Origin of the sequence: Streptomyces sp. NPDC029216 (genome assembly GCF_040648015.1) — a bacterium.
In the GTDB taxonomy this organism is placed as follows: Bacteria; Actinomycetota; Actinomycetes; order Streptomycetales; family Streptomycetaceae; genus Streptomyces.
Genome location: NZ_JBEZWL010000043.1, coordinates 35,314 through 54,001, shown reverse-complemented (window position 1 = coordinate 54,001; position 18,688 = coordinate 35,314). Strand labels below are relative to the sequence as shown.

The 18,688-nt window shown below is 70.8% G+C and carries 16 protein-coding genes and 3 pseudogenes; 13 read left to right on the top strand and 6 right to left on the bottom strand.

Annotated features, from left to right (window positions below):
• Nucleotides 1-329: 329 nt before the first annotated feature.
• Nucleotides 330-1,649, bottom strand: a complete 1,320-nt coding sequence (locus AB0F18_RS17965) for a hypothetical protein (protein ID WP_362061278.1) — start codon at nt 1,647-1,649, stop codon at nt 330-332.
• A 294-nt stretch (nt 1,650-1,943) separates the two neighbouring features.
• On the opposite strand from AB0F18_RS17965, the gene AB0F18_RS17960 reads away from it, so the two are divergent.
• Both AB0F18_RS17960 and AB0F18_RS17955 read left to right on the top strand, forming a co-directional pair.
• Nucleotides 1,944-2,837, top strand: coding sequence for a methyltransferase domain-containing protein (locus AB0F18_RS17960; protein WP_362061275.1), 894 nt, complete (start codon nt 1,944-1,946; stop codon nt 2,835-2,837).
• Between the two features lie 108 nt (nt 2,838-2,945).
• Nucleotides 2,946-3,821: an IS5 family transposase gene (locus tag AB0F18_RS17955; protein ID WP_362061272.1), complete on the top strand. Its 876-nt coding sequence runs from the start codon at nt 2,946-2,948 to the stop codon at nt 3,819-3,821.
• 51 nt (nt 3,822-3,872) lie between these two features.
• Here AB0F18_RS17955 and AB0F18_RS17950 read toward each other — a convergent pair.
• Nucleotides 3,873-4,585, bottom strand: a pseudogene (locus tag AB0F18_RS17950) (alpha/beta hydrolase).
• Nucleotides 4,586-5,098: 513 nt separating this feature from the next.
• Between AB0F18_RS17950 and AB0F18_RS17945 the strand changes: the two are divergent.
• From AB0F18_RS17945 to lgt, 3 genes and pseudogenes are all read left to right on the top strand, one after another.
• Nucleotides 5,099-5,161: pseudogene (locus tag AB0F18_RS17945) on the top strand (TetR family transcriptional regulator); the annotation flags it as partial.
• 341 nt (nt 5,162-5,502) lie between these two features.
• On the top strand, nt 5,503-5,625 hold the full coding sequence (locus tag AB0F18_RS17940; RefSeq protein WP_362061293.1) for a hypothetical protein: 123 nt from the start codon (nt 5,503-5,505) through the stop codon (nt 5,623-5,625).
• A gap of 100 nt (nt 5,626-5,725) precedes the next feature.
• On the top strand, nt 5,726-6,625 hold the full coding sequence (lgt, locus tag AB0F18_RS17935; protein WP_362061290.1) for a prolipoprotein diacylglyceryl transferase: 900 nt from the start codon (nt 5,726-5,728) through the stop codon (nt 6,623-6,625).
• Nucleotides 6,626-6,883: 258 nt separating this feature from the next.
• Here the strand turns inward: lgt and AB0F18_RS17930 are convergent, their stop codons facing one another.
• Nucleotides 6,884-7,432: a putative immunity protein gene (locus AB0F18_RS17930; RefSeq protein WP_362061269.1), complete on the bottom strand. Its 549-nt coding sequence runs from the start codon at nt 7,430-7,432 to the stop codon at nt 6,884-6,886.
• 146 nt (nt 7,433-7,578) lie between these two features.
• Here AB0F18_RS17930 and AB0F18_RS17925 point away from each other — a divergent pair.
• Nucleotides 7,579-7,823, top strand: a pseudogene (locus tag AB0F18_RS17925) (transposase); the annotation flags it as partial.
• A 6-nt stretch (nt 7,824-7,829) separates the two neighbouring features.
• Here AB0F18_RS17925 and AB0F18_RS17920 read toward each other — a convergent pair.
• Nucleotides 7,830-8,375 (bottom strand): hypothetical protein, encoded by a 546-nt coding sequence (locus AB0F18_RS17920; protein WP_362061266.1) that lies wholly within the window; start codon nt 8,373-8,375, stop codon nt 7,830-7,832.
• A gap of 121 nt (nt 8,376-8,496) precedes the next feature.
• On the opposite strand from AB0F18_RS17920, the gene AB0F18_RS17915 reads away from it, so the two are divergent.
• Entirely contained in the window at nt 8,497-9,177 is a 681-nt protein-coding gene (locus tag AB0F18_RS17915; protein WP_362061263.1) for a DUF5701 family protein, read from the top strand.
• Between the two features lie 176 nt (nt 9,178-9,353).
• Here the strand turns inward: AB0F18_RS17915 and AB0F18_RS17910 are convergent, their stop codons facing one another.
• Nucleotides 9,354-9,893 (bottom strand): hypothetical protein, encoded by a 540-nt coding sequence (locus tag AB0F18_RS17910; protein ID WP_362061260.1) that lies wholly within the window; start codon nt 9,891-9,893, stop codon nt 9,354-9,356.
• A 581-nt stretch (nt 9,894-10,474) separates the two neighbouring features.
• Between AB0F18_RS17910 and AB0F18_RS17905 the strand changes: the two genes are divergently transcribed.
• The 6 genes from AB0F18_RS17905 to AB0F18_RS17880 all read left to right on the top strand — a co-directional run bounded on the left by AB0F18_RS17905 (nt 10,475) and on the right by AB0F18_RS17880 (nt 17,860).
• Nucleotides 10,475-10,993, top strand: coding sequence for a PxKF domain-containing protein (locus AB0F18_RS17905; RefSeq protein ID WP_362061257.1), 519 nt, complete (start codon nt 10,475-10,477; stop codon nt 10,991-10,993).
• A gap of 103 nt (nt 10,994-11,096) precedes the next feature.
• Entirely contained in the window at nt 11,097-12,110 is a 1,014-nt protein-coding gene (locus AB0F18_RS17900) for a serine/threonine-protein kinase (protein ID WP_362061254.1), read from the top strand.
• A 102-nt stretch (nt 12,111-12,212) separates the two neighbouring features.
• Nucleotides 12,213-12,623 (top strand): hypothetical protein, encoded by a 411-nt coding sequence (locus AB0F18_RS17895; protein ID WP_362061251.1) that lies wholly within the window; start codon nt 12,213-12,215, stop codon nt 12,621-12,623.
• A 321-nt stretch (nt 12,624-12,944) separates the two neighbouring features.
• Nucleotides 12,945-13,151: a CU044_2847 family protein gene (locus AB0F18_RS17890; protein ID WP_362061287.1), complete on the top strand. Its 207-nt coding sequence runs from the start codon at nt 12,945-12,947 to the stop codon at nt 13,149-13,151.
• Between the two features lie 161 nt (nt 13,152-13,312).
• The gene (locus AB0F18_RS17885) at nt 13,313-16,987 is read left to right on the top strand and encodes a protein kinase (protein WP_362061248.1); all 3,675 of its coding nucleotides are present in this window, start codon (nt 13,313-13,315) and stop codon (nt 16,985-16,987) included.
• Nucleotides 16,988-17,254: 267 nt separating this feature from the next.
• The gene (locus AB0F18_RS17880) at nt 17,255-17,860 is read left to right on the top strand and encodes a dihydrofolate reductase family protein (protein WP_362061245.1); all 606 of its coding nucleotides are present in this window, start codon (nt 17,255-17,257) and stop codon (nt 17,858-17,860) included.
• A gap of 150 nt (nt 17,861-18,010) precedes the next feature.
• Here the strand turns inward: AB0F18_RS17880 and AB0F18_RS17875 are convergent, their stop codons facing one another.
• Entirely contained in the window at nt 18,011-18,646 is a 636-nt protein-coding gene (locus AB0F18_RS17875) for a VOC family protein (RefSeq protein ID WP_362061242.1), read from the bottom strand.
• Between the last annotated feature and the right edge of the window lie 42 nt (nt 18,647-18,688).

The following is an 18,688-nucleotide window of genomic DNA, read 5'->3' as shown; positions in this document are numbered from 1 at the left end:
GGCGTATCTGGGTGAGTTCCATACTGATCTTTCTAGCCCAGTTCCGACTCCGGTTCCGGCTCGATCGCGATCTTTGAGAGAGCCCCGCCGGAGTTCAGCGACGCACACTGAGGGTGTCCTTCACAGGCCCTTGCCGACTCTACTGCCCACGGCCCCGGGCGAGGCCTGCCTCTGTCGCCGGTTCGACTGCGGCGGAGTGGATCCCGGGGCCTCGTGCGAAGAACACGGGGACGCGGCGGGCCCGGTGATGGAGTGGCATCCCGGCGGTGGGATCCAGCCCGGTACTACAGCCACACCACACCCGGCAAAGCGATCACGATGACAGGTCATCAGAGATGGTTCACGGTGGCCGCGCTATCCGACCAGAGCCAGTTCACGGGCGCGTACTGCTTCTTCAGCGCGGTGCGCTCCCGCCCGTAGCCCTTCAGCGCGGCCTCCACCGCCACCCCCAGGCCGTCCAGGTCCCGCGGCACCGGCACCCGCAGCAGCAGGTGCTGCTTGCGGTGTGCCAGGAGCAGCTCCCCTGCGGGCGTGCACTCCAGCAGGGCGAAGTGGACGAGGGGCTTGAACGGCTTCTCCGCAGTGGACATCCGGGCGCGGAGCACGCCGTCGGCGCTCCAGGCGTACAAGCCGTAGCGGTTGAGATGGAAGGCACGGGCGCGGTGCGGGTCGGCGACCACGGTGAAGTCGAAGCCGGTGAACGGGCTGTCCTCGCGCAGGTGCAAGCCTCCCAGCCGGCCCCGCAACACCCCGCGGTCGTCGACGAGGGCGAAGCTGAACTCCTGCCCCCGGTTGCTCGAACGGTAGGTCTTCCCGAAGACCGGGACGACGAACAGGTCGTCGCCGAGCGCTGCCGGGCGGGTCATCGTGGAGTCGAGGTAGCCGTAGAGGCTGCCGCTGGTCCCGGTGAGCTCCGACAAGGCCTCGGTCAACGAGGGCGAGGGCCGGTTGCCGCGCCCCACCGGCTCGTCGCCGTACCGCACGTGCGTGTACGAGTCGGCGTCGCTCTGGCGGTCGGTGCGCGCGTCCAGGGTCGCGATGGCGCGCAGCACGGGCTTCTGGCCCGGGCCGAGGGCGCTGCCGGGTTCGGAGACGGCGACGATGTTGGGGTGGGCGCCGGCCCAGTTGCTGAGCCCGTACTCGGAGGTCATGCACAGCAGCCGCCCCGCGGGGGTGACGGCGATCGACGCGGCGAACGGATCCTCCCCGGGGCCCTGCTGCTTTTCCCAGCCCCAGGACATCGGCCAGGAGGCGAGGACCTCGTCCAGGTCCGGGGACAGGAGGTGGGTGCTGCCGGGCTTGGAGGTGACGGCGACCGCGCCGTCCGGGAGGACGGCCAGCGTCGCCGCGTCGCCCTCCGGTATCGCCGACGGGCCACCGCCCGGCACCGCCTGCCCGAACACGGCAGTGGCGGTGGGCTTTCCGTCGGATCCGTGGCGGGTGATCAGCTGGTAGCCGAAATCCTGCTCGCCGGGGTCGGCCGAACCGACCGCGTGCCCGCGGTAGCGGCGCAGGCCGGTCAGCACGTAGGTGTCGCCGGCCGTCGTTGCCACCGCGTGATCGACTCTGAATCCCCATCCTTCGGCTTCGGGGTCGAGACGGTGGACGTCCAGCAGGGACGCGGGCGCGGTGATCGGCAGCAGTGTCATACCGGCATCTTCTCGCCTGCCACTGACAACTCCCGCCGAGACTGCTGCAAGGCGTTCAGGCGGTCGGCTTCCGCCCAGAAGAGGGGTCGCGATGGTGTCCGTTCGTGACGGTCTGTCGGGTGGGAAGCCCTGGGAGTAAGACGGTGTCGGTGTGTGGTCTCAGCCCCGGATCCCGGACTGGAGAAGAGGTACCACCACCCGTCACGAACGGGACGTGCGGGGTTCGCCGGCTGTGTGAGCCATACCTCTCCCGTCGTCGTGGCGCTGGTGGCCCGGGAAGGTGACCATGTAGTCATGACCTCCTCGCCCCGCCCTCCGCACGTCGGTGGCCGACCGGATCCGATAGGCGGGACTTCCGCGCTCGGTGGAGAGTCCGCTCCCGCCCGCGGGTACCTGCTGGACAACGCGCGCGCCGAGGCGGGCGAGCGATTCGTTTGGCTGGCCGAGCTGTTCGACGGTGTGACGCGCGGGCACTTCGATCGACTGGGGGTCAGGGCTGGCTGGCGGTGCTGGGAAGTGGGGGCCGGTGGCCCCGGTATCCCGGAGGCGCTCGCGGCGGCCGTCGGTCCGACCGGGCACGTGCTGGCCACGGACATCGACCCGTCGTGGCTGAAGGCAGGCAACGGGTACGAGGTGCGCCGGCACGACGTCGCCGCTGATCCGCCCCCGGAGCCGGGGACGTTCGATCTGGTGCACGCCCGGCTCGTGCTGGTCCACGTACCCGACCGGGCTCGCGCGTTGGCCACGATGGCAGCAGCGCTACGGCCCGGCGGCTGGCTGCTGGTCGAGGACGCCGATACCGCTCTGCAGCCACTGGCATGCCTGGACGACAGCGGCCCTGCGCAGCGGCGGGCCAACCGGCTTCGCGACGCGGTCCGGGAGCTGCTGACGCGCCGCGGCGCTGACCTGCGCTACGGGCGGACACTGCCGCGGGCATTGCGCGAGGCCGGCTTGGTGGATGTCGCCGCGGCGGGCTCTTTCCCGGTCGGCGGGCTCGCCTGCGACCGGCTGGAGGCGGCGACCATCCGGCACGTGCGCGGCGAGCTGCTCGCGGCCGGCCTGACCGACGACGCCGAGATCGACGCGCACCTGGCCGCCATCCACGCGGGCCAACTCGACCTGACACTCGCACCGCTGATCTCGGCCTGGGGACGCCGCCCAGCCGAGCACCCTCCGGCACTCGGTTAGGCCGTCTCTTTCGGATCTTGCCGGGCGGCGCGGGTCAGGCAAGATCCGGAAGAGACGACCCAGGGCCTGTATCGAAAGTGGATCTTGCCCCATGAATGATCTTCATTCATGGGGCGGGGTGATCTCGCTGATGAACAGTGGGCGGTGTTGGAGCCGTTGTTGCCGATGGGGACAAAGGCGGGGCGGCCGCCTGTCTGGCCCCGGCGGCAGTTGATCGACGGCATACGGTTCCGGGTCCGAACGGGCGTTCCGTGGCGGGACGTGCCCGTCGAGTACGGCCCGTGGGGCAGGATCTACGACTTGTTCCGCCGATGGCAGCGAAACGGCACCTGGCACCGGGTCTTCAGCCGGCTCCAGTCCCTGGCTGATGCGAAGGGTGCGATCGTGTGGGACCTGAACGTCGATTCCACGGTGTGCCGCGCCCATCAGCACGCGGCTGGAGCCCGGAAGCAGGGTGACCTTCAGAAGGAACCGCCGGGGGGTGTCTTCACCGAGCCCCGTGATCATGGACTGGGACGCTCTCGTGGCGGGTTCAACACCAAGGTGCACCTGGCCGTCGAGCAGGGCCAGAAGCCCATGTCGATCGTGGTAACGGCCGGGCAGCGCGGCGACTCGCCGCAGTTCGAACCCGTGCTGAGGAAGGTCCGCGTGCCCCGCATCGGGCCGGGCCGGCCGCGCGTCCGCCCCGATCGGGTGCGTGCTGATAAGGCGTACGCCTCCCGCAAGAACCGCGCTCACCTGCGTCGCCGAGGGATCCGCTGCACCATCCCGGACAAGGTCGACCAGGCGCGCCACCGCAACCAGCGCGGCTCTCGCGGCGGCCGGCCGCCGAAGTTCGACCCAGTCGACTACCGTGAGCGCCACGCGGTCGAGTGTGGGATCAACCGCCTCAAGAGGTACCGCGCCGTCGCCACGCGATACGACAAGCCAGCGGTCCGCTATGAGGCGACCGTCCTCATAGCGGCCATCGGCGAATGGCTGTGACCAGCACACATCAAGCGCGTCCAAAACCAGCCCGCAGGCATGGAGGTGCTCTCACTCCACGGCAGCATTGAGGAGAATCTGCGCCAGCTCGCGCGGCTGGGAGAACATCGGCCAATGGCCGGTGTCCATCTTGACCAGCCGCCAGCGCTTGCTGTTCAGCAGCTCAGCCACATCTTCGTCGGGCTCGGCGTCGTCAGGCTCGGCCCCCGGCATCACGCACAGGATGTATGTCGCCGAAGTTCACCGAGCGGCCCCGCCAGCACAGCGGGCTCGGTCAGTGTGGCACCTGGGTGAGGCGTCGAGCCACGCACGAGGCGTGCGATCTGCTCATCGGTGAGACCCTCGCCGTCGTAATGAGCAGCTGGCGCGAGCGGCCAAAACCCTCCGCTCTCGGCGATCGATGCCTCCACTGCCGCCCCGCCGTCCGGCCAGGCGGAGACAAACGACTCGCCGTCAGTTGGAACACTTGAGTCGACGAATACCACGCGGGCCAGTCGGTCACCGATCCGCTCCGCGGCCTGACCTACCGGGATGCCCGAGTAGCTGTGACCCACCAGGACTACGTCACGCAGACCCTGGCGTTCTACCTCGGCAACGATGTCCTGGACGTGAGTCGCTTGCCCCGCCGGTACACCCTGCTTGTCGGCAAGACCGGACAGCGTCAACGGATAGACGCCGTGGCCAGCCGCGCGCAGATACGGCACCACCTCGCCCCACGCCCACGCCCCGAGCCGTGCACCTGCAACCAGCACGAAATTCACCATGCCCGCACCGTAGCCGGGCAGCCTGACGATCTCCTAGAAAATACTTTCGATACACGCCCTAGGTGCGGATCCAGGCGCCCACACGCTGCGTGCTGCACATCGATGCCGTCCTCGCCGACGTGGCCCGCATCGGGCCCGTCTCCTGTCTCTGGCCCTCAGCGCAAAGTCGCGGGTCGGCGTGGAGCCGTTGGGCACTGACTGCGGATGGCGCCGCGGTCAGGTGGAACTCGCCGATCAGAACCTCGTGTTGAGGCCCGGGCCAGACGGAGCGCGACAGGCTCCACCCTTGACGGCTAACAGTGGTAGCCATACTGCGAGGCGCGGCTAACGCTGTTAGCCGTTGCGCTTGATCGCCATGTGAGAGGGCCACCTTGAGCACCGATACAGCCAGCCGCGCCCCGCCGGCAGCATCCCCGGTCCCCACCGTTCGGGTGCCGGCTTCCGGATCGGGACGGCCCACCGGCATCGCGCTCGCGCGGACGGCTCGCCGTGGCTGACCGTGCGCAGCAGATCATGGCCGCCGCCCGGGAACTGCTCGACGCCGAAGGGCCGGATGCGTTGTCGATGCGGCGCATCGCCGAGCGCGTCGGCATCCGGGCCCCTTCGCTGTACAAGCACTTTCCCGACAAGGCCGCTGTCGAGGCCGGGCTCCAGGTGCAGGGGGATGACGGAGCTGGCGGAGGAACTGGAGGCCGCCGAAGCCGAGATCGGCGTCGAACCGCCCCTGCTCGTGCTGGCCCGTGCCTACCGACGGCATGCTCTCGCCAGCCCGCACCTCTACCGCATCACTCAAGGCCGGCCGCTCGCCCGCACCTCACTCCCCGAGGGGACTCGAAGACCGCGCGGCGACGCCGCTGGCCCACGCGGTGCACGGAGACATCGACATCGCGCGCTCGTTCTGGGCATTCGCTCACGGCATGGTCGTACTCGAACTCGACGGCCGTTTCCCGCCCGGCGCAGACCTGGACGCCGCATGGAACACCGGCTGCGAGGCGTTCGCCCAGGCCATCCGGAACAAGACCGGGGAAGGCGTCACATGACCAGCCGGTCCCTGATCAAGGAGCCAGGAAGCCGTTCGGTGCACGCCTCACCGATCAGATGCCTACCAGTCCGCTCGACTGCGACTCCTACGGAGTGACGATGGACATCGCCTACCTTCCCAGTCCTTCGACCGGGGTCCTGCACCTCGGCCCGATTCCGTTGAGGGCGTACGCCTTCTGCATCATCTCGGGCGTGTTCGTGGCCGTCTGGCTCGGCAACCGGCGCTGGGTCGCGCGGGGCGGGGAGCAGGGCGTCATCGCGGACGTCACCCTCTGGGCAGTGCCATTCGGCCTCGCCGGCGGACGTATCCACCACGTGATCACCAGCCCCGACGCATACTTCGGCGAACACGGCGAGCCGATCCGAGCCCTGTACATGTGGGAGGGCGGGCTCGGCATATGGGGCGCCATCGCCCTGGGTGCGGTCGGCGCGTGGATCGGCTGCCGTCGCCACCGCATCCCCTTCCCCGCCTTCGCGGACGCCGTCGCCCCCGGCGTAGCCCTGGCCCAGGCGATCGGCCGCTGGGGCAACTGGTTCAACCAGGAACTCTACGGCCGCCCCGCCACGCTCCCCTGGGGCCTGGAGATCGACCGCGCGCACCGGCCGTCCGACATGCTCGACATCGCGACGTACCACCCCACCTTCCTCTACGAGTCCCTTTGGAACATCGGCGTCGCCGCACTGGTCCTCTGGGCGGCGCGCCGGTTCACGCTCGGTCACGGCAGGGCCTTCGCCCTGTACGCCGCCGCCTACACGGTCGGCCGGTTCTGGACCGAGTACCTGCGCATCGACGAGTCCCACACGTTCCTCGGCCTGCGCCTGAACAACTGGACCTCCGTCCTGGTATTCCTGGGCGCCATCACCTGCCTCGTCATATCGGCCCGCCGCCACCCGGGCATCGAGGACGTGTCGCGCCCGAAGGACGAGGGCAGCAACGAGAGGGCCGGCGAGCCGCGCCTGGACGTCCTCGTCAAGGCAGGAGGCGGCGACGCACGTTGACACGTGAGGCCGCAACCGCCACCACGAGCGCAGGGCCCACCTCGCTGATCGCGGTCACCGCCCGCTCCAACAGGGCGAAAGCGGACAAGGGCCGGCGGACTGGCTGCCTCCACTGCATGTACGTAACGGGCTGGGTGGAGACCAAACTCCGCACAGACCCCGCCCGCGCCACCCAGCTCCTGCGCGCCTTGCTCGTCCTGACGGACCTTGAAGTCAACCGCTGACTGAGGTGGGGCCGCACCGTCTGAACGTTCGAAGTCACTCAGCGAGGGTGAGCGAACGAAGATCAGTGTCCAGCATGCGGATCAACTCACCAACCCGTCCGCCGCCACTCGGCGCCGGCGGGAACCGTTTCAGCACGTCAACGACGACCGGTGTCGCACGATGCAGCGTTTGCTCAAGGTGTTTGACACCCACGCTCCGATCGTCGTCGGCGACGAGTTCGGCCGCTCTGGCCGCATGAGCGCCGGCCCCGAGAATGTGCTTGACCTGGGTGGCCTTGGCCAGCGGATGCAGGTAGGCGGCGCCTGCCGCAGACATCGCTGCCCGAGCCGCCTCGCGCGCAGCTTCAGTGTCCGTGCTCTTGGCTGCCTTGAGCGCCGCCCACGCCCTGTCGCGCAGAGCCTTCCCTCGCTCACCACCGCGAGCGAATTCCCACGCGGCGCCGATAGCGTCTCGAGGCCGCAAGTCGTCCGGCTGATCGCCCTCGAATACCTTGAGCACCACTTCCGCGCACGCTGCAGCGAACGCGGTGACCTCACGAAGATCTTGCTTACTCAGAGCGATCTCGCTCGCTTCCCCTGTCATGACTCCATCCTCGACCCATGCGCTGACAATCAGGCAGCTGGGGCGACTCCGGGCCGGCCCCATGCCGACTGGCCCCCGAGCAGACCGGATCGTGGACCGACGGCCGCTGCCGGCCGCTCGCGTTCAGAGCCTGGACTACAGCGGCCGCTGTCCTCGCCGACAAGGCGTATTCATCCCGGGCGGTCCGCCGTCATCTGCGGCGGCGCGGGATCCGCGAGGTCATCCCGCAGCCCGCGGGCCAGGCTGCCAACCGCCTGCGGCGGGGCAGCCGCGGCGGCCGTCCGCCGGCCTTCGACCGCGAGGCCCACAGGCAGCGCGCAACACGGTCGAGCGGTGCATCCACAAGCTCAAGCAATGGCGCGGCCTGGCCACTCGTTACGACAAGACCGCCGCCTTCCTAGGCCCCGGCGGCGGTGGCGAAGCTGTGCCGCGTCGGCTTCAGTACGTCGCGGAGGTGGCCGAAGTAGTCGGTCTCCGCCGTTCCGGTGAGCACCGCCAGCAGGAAGGCCAGGCACCCCGTGCCGTGGTGCTCCCAGAGGGGGCCGCGCCCCTCGTTGTAGAGCACCGTCCACTCATCGGGGTGCAGGCCGGGCCGTGCCAGCCAGTAGAGGTACGCCCCCGTGCCCTCCTCGGATGCCCACGGAAGGACCCTCGCCCCCGCCTCCTGCAGGCCGTCCGGCTGGTCCTCGTACTCCCAGAGCTCGGCCAGGATCTCGTCCCGCTCCGTCGTCAGCGCGAGCAGGTCGAAGTCGTCGCGGGCAGCGTGGGGGACGAGGAGCTGAATCGTCTCGTCGAAGACTCCGGCACCGTACGTCCCGACGAGCCGCTTGTAGTCGGCGGGCAGGGCCGTACCGAGAGCCTGCTCGGCCTTCGCCCAGTCCACCGCGGGGGGCGGGTCGACCGGCGGCGGACAGAGACGGACGAGCGCGTCGAGGGCATTCACGGAACGGACGCTACCGGATGCCTGTCCGGTGCCCCGCGAACGGGTTCGGGAACAATCCGGCGGGCCGTTTCGTTGCCCCGGGGCCGCTGCTTCGATCACGAAACGAGGGAGTACCTTGCCCGTGCCCGAAACCGCTTCTGCTTCTGCTTCCGCTTCCGCTGCCGCGCCCCCGCTTCCGCTTCCGCCGCTCGCCGCCCAGGCAGAGCGCCTGGTCGAACTCGGGGTGCCGCAGCTCGCCGGGATCTCCGACGCCGAGCTGCGCGCCTTCACCGAGGGCGCCGATCCCGGGGACGGCAGCGCGCTGCTCGCCGTCCACCCGGACCGGGCGCCCGCCTCCGCACTCGCACCGCTGCTGCGCCACGCGGGCAAGCCGGGCTTCGTCGTCACCGACATGACCGATGTCGACCGCTTCGAACCCCACCACACCGAGTTGCCCGACGCGCCCGTCTACCTCGTCTCCGGTCTCGACCGCGGCGACCACATGGCCGACTGGAGCCCGGAGGAGGCCCTGGCCGCCCTCGGTGAGGAGGGCCGCACCCCGCTCGTGCTGACCGAGGGGATCCATTGGCTGCTGCAACAGCCCGAGGCGCTGGAGCGCAACCACTGCTTCATGACCATCGGGTCCCGGCTGCTCAAGCCCAACGGCACCCTGGACGCCCGCACCCCGGCGATCTGGATCAGCAACGGCACCGGGCGGGACGGCCGCGAGCGGCGCGACGCCCCCAAGGTGGGCTGGTGCTGGTGGAACAACCGCCACACGTGGCTGGGCTTCGGCTCGGCCACAGGCCGCCGCGCTTGTTGACCGTTTCGACATGACCGGCGCCGCGGGTGGAGCCGACAGCTGAGCCGGACGAACGCCGACGCCGCTACGGTGCCGGCACTGGTCTGGTGATCCGCCCCTCACCGCCGACCCGGCACCACCCGGACACCGAGGACGACGGTCTCCCGCGTGCCTCAGATTCGGCGCCCCCGGGCACGCTACTGCACCAGACGCGCTTTTGGCCGGGGTTCGGCGTCGAGCAGGGCCCACCAGGCGTGCCCGTCATGGTCGGCGTGGGTGCCACAGGCGTCAACGGTGCGCAGCAGCGCCACCTCGTGTGGCACCCGGGCCGCGTTCTCGCCGCCGGCCTGGTGGCTCAGGGCCATGACGAGAATCTTGGCGTTCTGGTCGGCGAGGTGGACGCTGACACGTTTCCCGCCGACCGCGACCGCGGCCTGGACCAGGCCGTGAACGGCCTTGAGGAAGTCGTGTTCATCCAGCAGCGGGTACTGCCACTCGCCGACCGCGAGCGCCGCCTGCCCGGCGGCCTTGCGGGGCGCCCACTGATCCGCCCGGAACGTCAGCACCCTCGCCCGCCGACCGGTCACCACCATCCGCGGCGGCACCCCCGTCGCCGACGTCGGCTTCGTGACGGGCTGCGGCCGGGGAGGTTCCACGGGCTTCTTCTGCGGCGGCGGAGACTTCGGAGGAAAACTCGGCGGAACCTTCGGACCCCTGGCGTCCACGACCTCACTCATACCGCACCACGCTACGCCGCTCGCATCCCCGCCCGCACCGGTACCGGCCGATCCCCTCGACGATCCGCGCACCCCTGGCGAAACCCGCAGGGAGCCACGGCCGGCTGCGACGGTGGCGTCCATCGCGTCGGCGAGGACAGGTAGCTCCAGCCACTACGACGCAGCAGACCGGGAGCGCCGCAGGTCGGCACGCTCATGTAGCCGACCCTGGACCCGTGCCACCCACCCGACTTCGGCGTGGAGAACTGACACCACCCCGGCCCTCCGGCGAAGGGCGGCCCGGGGCGCCTCCCGAGCCGCACACCCGCGCCACCACCGGAATCCGATCCAATGCGGCCACATTCTGCCAAGGTTGATCATGTGATCAACCGTCAGGCAACCCGTGAATAGCATGCGTTCGACCGGAAACGCACCCGGTCAGAGCCTTCGAGAGGCGGAATCCATCTCCCGAACCGGATGCTGGCCGACCCCGACGGCACCCACCTCTACATCAGCACCGGCGGGGGCGAGATGGCCGTCGTCGACACCCGCACCAACTCCGTCGTCCGCACACCGCCAGGGGGACGATCTACGCCTCCGCCATGGCATTCGCGCCCGCCCGGCCCTCCGTCACCTCGCTCTCGTCCGACCACGGCCCGACCACCGGCACCACCCCGGTCACCCTGACGGGCAGCCACCTGACCAGCACCACCGCCGTCACCTTCGACGGCGCCCAGGCATCCGGTGTCACCGTCGTCGACGACTCCACCGTCACCGCCACCGCCCCGCCCGCCGGCGCCGCCGGCACCGTCGACGTCACCGTCACCACCCCGGCCGGCACCAGCGCGGCCGCCCACTACCGCTACCTCTACGCCTTCGACGGCTTCCGAGCCCCCGTCGACAACCCGCCCGCCGCCAACCGGATCAACGCCGGACGCTCCGTCCCGCTCACGTTCACCCTGCACGGCGAACACGGCCTCGACGTCCTCGCACCCGGTCGGCCTTCGGTGCAGCAGACCGACTGCACCACGAACGCGGCCATCGGCACGCCCGTCTCCGCCCAGAGCGCCGGCGACAGCGCCCTGCAGTACGAGAGTGCCCAACGCTGCCGGGGATCTTAAGCAGGTACCTTGCCGTCAACCATGACCCCGACCATGCCGGATGTGCCCTCCCGCCAGAGGCCGTCCGAGTGGCATCCTTCGATCAAAACCGACGGCAGGGGGCATGGTGGAGGACTTGGGTCCAGACGACCCTTACGAGATCGGCGGTTTCCGGCTGCTGCAGCGGCTCGGGAGCGGCGGCATGGGCTCGGTGTACGTGGCACGCGCGACGGATGGACACACGGTCGCCGTCAAGGTGATCCGCCCCGAGTACGCACGTGATCCTGACTTCCGGCGCCGTTTCACCCGCGAGGTACGCTCCGCACAGCGGCTGTCGGGGCCGGGCCTGGTGGCGATCGAGGCCGCGGACACCGAGGCGGAACAGCCCTGGCTCGCCACCGAGTTCGTTGCTGCCCCCACCCTGGGCGAAGTAATCCAGAAGCACGGCCCGCTGGGTATGACCACCTGGGACGAGCTCGCCCGCGGCCTCGGCCGCGCACTCCAGGCCGTCCACTCAGCGGCAATGGTTCACAGAGACCTCAAACCCGCGAACGTACTGCTCGCGCGGACAGGCCCGCGGCTGATCGACTTCGGCATCGCCCGCGCACACGACGACAGCGTGCTGACGGGCACCGGTCAGGCGATCGGCACACCCGGCTACATGGCCCCCGAGTACCTCACCGGCGGCCGAGCCGACGAACGTGCTGACCTCTTTGCCTACGGAGCTGTGCTCGCCTATGCCGCCACCGGCCGACACCCGTTCGGAGCCGGATCCGTCCAGAGTGTTCAGTACCGCGCCGTCCACGAGCAGCCCGACCTACAAAGTCTCGACCCCGGCAGGACCCACCTGCTCGGCACATTGCTGGCCAAGAACCCCTATGCCAGACCGCCACTGGACGCCGTCCTCGCCCAGATCCACACCGCGCAGCCGACGGACAGCCCCTGGCTCTCCGCCCCCGTCCTCGCGGACATCGCAGCCGTCGCAGAGCGCCTCCTGCATGTACAGCCCCGCCCGTTACCCACCGCCAACGGGGACGCACAGCACACCCCGGACAATGGCACTGTCGCCGACGATGCAGACGCGCCACCACCCCTCACTCTGTTCAAGCGACTTCGGGACGCCTTTAACGGCCGATAGAGACGTTGCAGGTAGCCAAGCTGGCATCAACCGGTGATCGCCTCCACGGCTCGGGGTCGCCCGGCCCCCAAGCCTGAGAGAAAGGCAGACCTCGGCCGGAGCGTGGATCTGCCACGACTCCTCAAGAAGGACGTCCTCATCGACAGCCTCGTCGGCCTTCAGGGATCGGAGATCGCGCTCCTCGGGTCGGACGGCACGGTGGCCCGTCTGGACGCGGCGACCGGAGCGGTCCTCACCCCCGCCTTCTCCGCCCAGGAGGACCCCGATGACGTCGAGCGCGAGCGCGACGCGTTCGGCGAAGGCCGGATCGTGCCCAGACCCGGACACCCCGGCCAGGCGGTCGTCGTGAGCCGGGCGGACGCCACGAACGGCGAGATCGGCCTGTGGGACCTGCGCACCCAGAAGCGCTTCGCCGCCCCCCTGCACGGCCTGGAAGTCAGCTCCCGAGCCTGCAGCAGCACTGGCACGGCGACCCGCTGGTCTTCAGCGCCGACGGGATCCGGCCGGCCGTGAAGCAGGGCGACGGGCAGGTCCCCGTCTGGGACGTCGACGCCGGAAAACAACTGCCGAACCCGGTCACGGTGCCGGTCCTGACGGACCCGGTCGGCTTCGGTCCGGACGGCACCCTCCTGACCTGGCACGCCAAGACCCTCACCGTCCACGACCCGGCTCACGGGACCGCCGTGCGGCAGGGGTGTAGTCGCGCGGCGGCGCACAGGGACCGGTCCGCTTCCTGCTCTCAGGCGCCCCCGGGGGTGAGGGCCTCGGCCCCGTCGTCCCCGTGGGCAGACGGGCAGACGGGCCGACGCGGTCGCCGCCTTCGCCACCGACGCGCTGCGCTCCACCCTGAAGCCCCTCGGCGCCCTCGTCCGCGAGGTCCACTCCTCGATGACCTCTGTACCGGTGCCGCCCACCGAGATCACCGTCACCTTCGGCATCCAGCTCACCCAGGACCTCCAACTGGGCATCGTCAACGGCAACAACCAGGCCCACCTGACCGTCACCGCCGGCTGGACCCCGCCGCCGACGGCGGCCGACTGACCGTGCGTACGGATTGCCGCCCGCCCGGGCGCCAGGCGGTGGCAATGCGGCTCGGTGTCCTGGAGCCGGCCCGCATGCGGCCCCGTTGACCTTCCGGCTCCGGTCACCGAGCATGGCGCGACGCACCGCCCCCCGTGGGGCGGACCAAGGGGGGTGGAGCGGTGGGAAGTCCCTTGTTACCGGAGGACCCGGAGAGGATCGGCGCGTACTGGCCGGCTTCACGGCTCGGCGAGGGGGCCCAGGGGGTCGTGTACGAGGCGTACGACCGGGCGGGGAACCGGGTGGCGGTGAAGGTACTGCGTCGTTCCGCCGACGAGTCCGTCCGCCGGCTGTTCCACCGGGAGGCGGAGGCCGCGCAGCGCGTGGCAGGCTTCTGCACCGCGCGGGTGCTGGAGGTGTCGTCCGGTATCGACGAGCCGTACCTCGTCGGGGAATACGTGCCGGGCCCCTCGCTGGGCGTCCGCGTCCGCGACGGCGGGCGATTGGCGGCGGACGAGGTGGTCCGGCTGGCGATCGGCATCGCCACCGGCCTGGCAGCGATCCATCGGGCAGGGGTGGTGCACCGGGACCTCAAGCCCGGGAACGTGCTGCTCGGCCCGGACGGCCCCCGCATCATCGACTTCGGCATCGCCCGGTCCCTCGACATGTCGCAGACCGCCAGTGGCGTGATCATGGGAACGCTCGGCTACATGGCCCCCGAGGTGCTGTCGGGGAAACGGGCCGGACCCGCTGCCGACGTCTTCGCCTGGGGTGCCACCGTCCTCTACGCGGCTTCGGGCGAGGAGCCGTTCCGCGGCGAGAACGTGGTCGAGACCGCCTACCGGACCGTCCGTCATCGCCCCGACCTCTCCACCGTGCCGCCCTCCTTGCGCGCCATGGTGAGCCGCGCCCTGTCGCAGGATCCCGACCACCGCCCGGCCGCCACCGAGATCCTGCTGTCCCTGCTGGGCGACCCGGCCGACGCGCCCGCGCCCGGCTCCCGGCCGGGGGCGGGGACGGCCGAAAGCCCCGCCGCCGACCCCCGGATCGCCCTGATGCAGGTCGGCGCCCGACGCGCCGGCCCCGCGGCACCGGACGCCGGAGACCGGGTCCCCACCCTGGGTGAGCGGGCCGAGGAGGCCTGGGCGGCCCTGCCCGAACGGGCCCGGCCCCTCGCCCACGAACTCATGCTCCGCCTGGTCGTGCCCGGCCCGTCAACGGACGGGTCCGAGGACACGGTGCGCTCGGCGTCCCGCGCCGAACTCCTCGCGGGCCGGCCCGACACGGAGCAGCACGCCATGGCCGGGGCCGTCGCCTCCCTCACCGAGGGCGGGGTACTGCTCGTGCTGCCCGACGGCGGGGTCCGCCCGGCGCCCGCGCTCATCCCGGCGTGGCCCCGCCTGCGCGGCTGGATCGAGACGGACCGCGCCGGTACGGCCGTCCGCCTCTGGCTCACCACCACGGCACTGGCCTGGGAGAGGAACGGCCGCCGGAGCGAGGACCTGCCGCACGGCAGCGAATGGGCCAGGTGCGCGGCGTGGTTGCCGACGGCGCCGCTCCACCTGCGTCCGAACCCCTTGGAATCCGCCTGCGCGGGCGCGGCATCGGCCGCGGCCCGACGTGCCGTGCGCCGCCGTCGGCGGGTCAGGGCGGGGCTGTCCGTCGTCACCGTGCTGGCGCTGCTGGCCGGCGGGGCGGCATGGCTTCAGTCCCGCGAGATCGACCGCAGACAGGCCGAGGCCACGGCACGGACGACCGCCCAGTCCGCCGAGACGCTCCGCGGTACCGATCCGGTCGCGGCGATGCTGCTGGGACTGGCGTCCTGGCGGGTGGCGGAGGTACCCGAATCCCGGGCGGCCCTCATCGCCGCCGCCTCCCAGCGCGAGATCCAGGCCACGCCCACACCCGCGTTCACCTACGGCGAGAGCACCGAGCGCATGCTGTCGGGCACGGGACGGCACGCGTTCCTCCTGTCTCACGCGGGCCTGAGCGCGGTCCGCCTGACCGGCGCGGACCGGGCCCGTGCGCGTACCCTCCTGCCCCCCGGCACCAAGGTGGGCCTACTGGTGTCGTCACACTTGAGCGAGGACGGCTCCGTCGTCGTGGTCCCGGCTCAGGACGAGAGGACGGTACAGGTCGTCTCGGCCGGCGACGGCAACCCGCTGGCCCCGCCGCTGACGCTCAACGGACGCCATGTTGCCGGAGTGACCAACAAGGGCGAGCTGGTCCTCGGCCTGCCCGCAGGCGGCACGGAGCTCGTCGCGCCGACGGGCGGCACGATCACCAGCGTCCCGGAGGGGGCGTCCGTCGCGCCCGACGGTCGCCACATCGTCTCCTGCTCGACGGCCGGGGTCACCGTCCGGCCCGTGGCCGGAGGGCCGGGCGTCCTGATCCCCCGGCCCTCCGGCTCACAGGAGCCGACCTGTTACAGGAAGTTCCTGTTCAGTCCGGACGGCGGCCGGGTCGGCGCGATCAGCGCGACCGGCTCCGGAAACTCCTGCGACGTCGTCGTGTACGACCTGGCGGCCGGGCGCGTCGTAGGGGAGGCCGCCGGGCTCGGCTCCGAACCGAGGTTCAGCTCCCGGGGGAACTACCTCGTGTCCACGAACACCACCAACGGGATCGAGGTCTGGAGCGCGGACGGGGGAAGCCTGCCCGTCGTACGGGTTCCCGCGGCCGGCCTCAACAACCTCTCCAGCGCGCGCATCCCCGTGTGGGACCTGGCCCTGGACGAGGAGACCGAGAGCCTCCTGCAGTGGACCGGCGACACCGTCCACCATCTCGACGTGTCCGGGGCACTGACCGGGGGAACCCCCGTGCGGACCTACGTGGCGGCCCGGGCGGTCTCGGGACAGGGGCGCACGGCTCTGGTCACCGAGCGGTTCTCCCCGGATCTCAGCGGCCGCTCCGACCGCTTCCAGGGCAGGGTGATCGACACGCGCACGGGCAAGGACGCGGTGCCCGCGTTCCGCCAGAACCTGTGGGTCGCCCAGGACCTGCCCAGCACCGCACTCGGTGACATCAGCGACGACGGCCGGCTGATCGCCTTCACCCAGGGCGGGCCGGACGACCGATACGGCATCACCCTGCGGGAGGTCGGCACCGGACGGGACGTGCTGCACTGGGCGTCCGCAGAGGGCACCGGACCGGCGTGGCTGGACCTGGCTCCTGATGGGGCCCACATCGCCGCCCTCCAAAAGGAAGGGGGCGTTCCCACCGGAGCGGGCGACACTCTGAAGATCCTCGACGTCCGCACGCGCAAGGAAGTCCACTCCGTCTCCGGGACTCAGGCCAACGGCGCCTTCAGCCCGGACGGCCGACGCTTCCTGAGCACCGACGGCACGCTACTGGACCTCAAGACCGGCACCGAGAGAAAGCAAGCCACGTTCAGCGGCGGCGTCCGGAGCGTGGCCTTCTCCCCGGACGGACGCCTCGTGGCCGCCTTCAGGGAGACCGGGCTGGTCGAACTGTGGAACGGGCAGGTCACGCAGCGGATCACCACGATGTCGAGCAGCGTCTCGCGCGGCGGCGGGAGGGGCGGCCAGGACCTCGACGAGTTCACCTTCTCCCAGGACGGCCGGCTCCTGGCCGCAGTGGTCAACGGCGACAGCATCCAACTCTGGGACACCGACCGGCACTACGCCCTGGGAGACCCCCTCCTGCTGCCCGGCCGGGGCGTCGAAGCGCTGGCCTTCGACGGCGACGACCTGTGGGCCGTCGCCGGCACCCGCGCCCGGTCCGTGGACCTGTCCCCGGCCCGGCTGGCCGAACGCGTCTGCCGACGCGCCGGACGCGACCTGACGGACGGCGAGTGGTCGACCTACCTCCCCGGCGTCCCCCGACGCCGCCTCTGCTGACCGGCAACAGCGCCCCGACTGCTGGGACGAACGTCGGCCGCGGGACGCGTTCTACGTCCGGATGACGCACTGGGCAGCCCCGGACGCCCACCAGCCCCCAGCGCGCACCGTTGAGCATCGTAGGTGGCCCTGCCCTGGGCGTCGTACTTGGCCAGGCTGAGCGTGACGGTCGGCCCTGGCCGTTTCTTCGATTCTCCCCAGCGCGGCCGATGAGTTTGTGGCTTCCGTTCGGTCCAAGCTCGTGACACCCCAGGAAAGGACACCGCCATGTCGGAGCTTCTCGTCGACTTCATCACCTCCCTCGACGGCTATGCATCAGGAGAGGGATGGCCCGGTTTCTGGGGCCTTGAGGGCCCGGAGTACCTCGCGTGGCTCGGCGAGCAGCCCGAGGCCACCTACCTGATGGGAGCGAACACCTACCGCCTGATGTCGGGCTTCGCCGCAGGCGAGGTCCCGAGTGGCCAAGACGAGTTCAGGCCCGAAGAAGAGGCGTCCGTCAACGAGCTCACGCGAGCGCCCAAGGTGGTGTTCTCCTCCTCGCTCGAGGAGCCACTGACGTGGGCCAACTCCACGCTCGTCCGCGACGACGCCGTCGAGGCAGTCCGCGCCATGAAGTCGAGTGGCTCGGGGCTCCTCAGCACGATCGGCAGCCTCAGCCTGTGCCGGTCCCTTCTACGAGCCGGACTCGTCGACCGCTTCCGGGTCGTGATGTTCCCGGTGATCACCGGGGCCACGGGCGAAGAACGCATCTACGACGGCTATCCCGACGTTGCCCTCGAGATGATCGACCACCGCACCTTCGACGGCCGCATCCAGCTGGTCGAGTACAGGCCCCGCGTGCTCGATCACCCTCCGCTCGGCGCCCCTGAGTGACCGTCGCCCCGTCCGCCGCTCTGGCCGGCTGTCAGGCGGGCGCCGACGGGCGCGGCTGCTTCGGGCGGTAGCCGGGGCGTTTCCGGCCCGGCGGCCTCCTGACCCCGGCGGACAACGGATTTCACGGAGCCGCAGGGCAGTCGGCTGGGGTCAGATCGTGACCGGGCCGTGGGCGGTGGCGAACTCGACCGAGACCAGGCCCGGTTCCTCGTCCTCGACCCAGGTGACGTCGATCTGTTCGAGGGGGTGGTCGGCCGGTTCGCCGAGGAATTCGGCGATGGAGGCGGCGTCGCCGGCGATGGAGACCCCGTGGATGGTGGTGGAGGTACGCGGGTCGGCGCTCGGGCGCTCCTCGATGGGGACCAACCACTGGAGGAAGTACGGCAGTTGCGGGTCATCCAGCAGTTCCAGCAGGCCGATCTGCTTCCACCTCAGGTCGAACCCGTCGGGGCGGACACGGTGGCCCTCGGCCGAGGTGCGGCCGAGGCGGGCCTCGACCGGGGCGATGTCGTCGACGGAGACCACCCAGCCGAGCCAGCCGCCGCCCTCGGCGGCGCGGCGCGCGACCGCCTGGCCGAAGGGTGCGCGGTCGGCGGCGGGGTGGTCGAGTGTGGTGACGACCTCGACGTAGGTGCCGCCGCTCAGCGGGAGAATGAAGTTGCGGGTGCCGAATCGCGGGTGCACGCCCCCGTCGACGAACCCGGCGCCGAGGGCCGATCCGATCCACTGGACGGTCGAGGCGAAGCTGTCGCGGGCCACCGCATAGGACACGTGATCAAGTCGCACTACGCCATCCTCACCCGACAACCCGCACAAATCCCGACGCCA

Excerpts from the sequence above, each read along its gene's own strand:
- AB0F18_RS17965 (WP_362061278.1), bottom strand. The coding sequence starts at position 1,649 with ATGACACTGCTGCCGATCACCGCGCCCGCGTCCCTGCTGGACGTCCAC.
- AB0F18_RS17960 (WP_362061275.1), top strand. The coding sequence starts at position 1,944 with ATGACCTCCTCGCCCCGCCCTCCGCACGTCGGTGGCCGACCGGATCCG.
- AB0F18_RS17955 (WP_362061272.1), top strand. The coding sequence starts at position 2,946 with ATGGGGCGGGGTGATCTCGCTGATGAACAGTGGGCGGTGTTGGAGCCG.
- AB0F18_RS17940 (WP_362061293.1), top strand. The coding sequence starts at position 5,503 with ATGGTCGTACTCGAACTCGACGGCCGTTTCCCGCCCGGCGCAGACCTG.
- lgt (WP_362061290.1), top strand. The coding sequence starts at position 5,726 with ATGGACATCGCCTACCTTCCCAGTCCTTCGACCGGGGTCCTGCACCTC.
- AB0F18_RS17930 (WP_362061269.1), bottom strand. The coding sequence starts at position 7,432 with ATGACAGGGGAAGCGAGCGAGATCGCTCTGAGTAAGCAAGATCTTCGT.
- AB0F18_RS17910 (WP_362061260.1), bottom strand. The coding sequence starts at position 9,893 with ATGAGTGAGGTCGTGGACGCCAGGGGTCCGAAGGTTCCGCCGAGTTTT.
- AB0F18_RS17905 (WP_362061257.1), top strand. The coding sequence starts at position 10,475 with ATGGCATTCGCGCCCGCCCGGCCCTCCGTCACCTCGCTCTCGTCCGAC.
- AB0F18_RS17900 (WP_362061254.1), top strand. The coding sequence starts at position 11,097 with ATGGTGGAGGACTTGGGTCCAGACGACCCTTACGAGATCGGCGGTTTC.
- AB0F18_RS17880 (WP_362061245.1), top strand. The coding sequence starts at position 17,255 with ATGTCGGAGCTTCTCGTCGACTTCATCACCTCCCTCGACGGCTATGCA.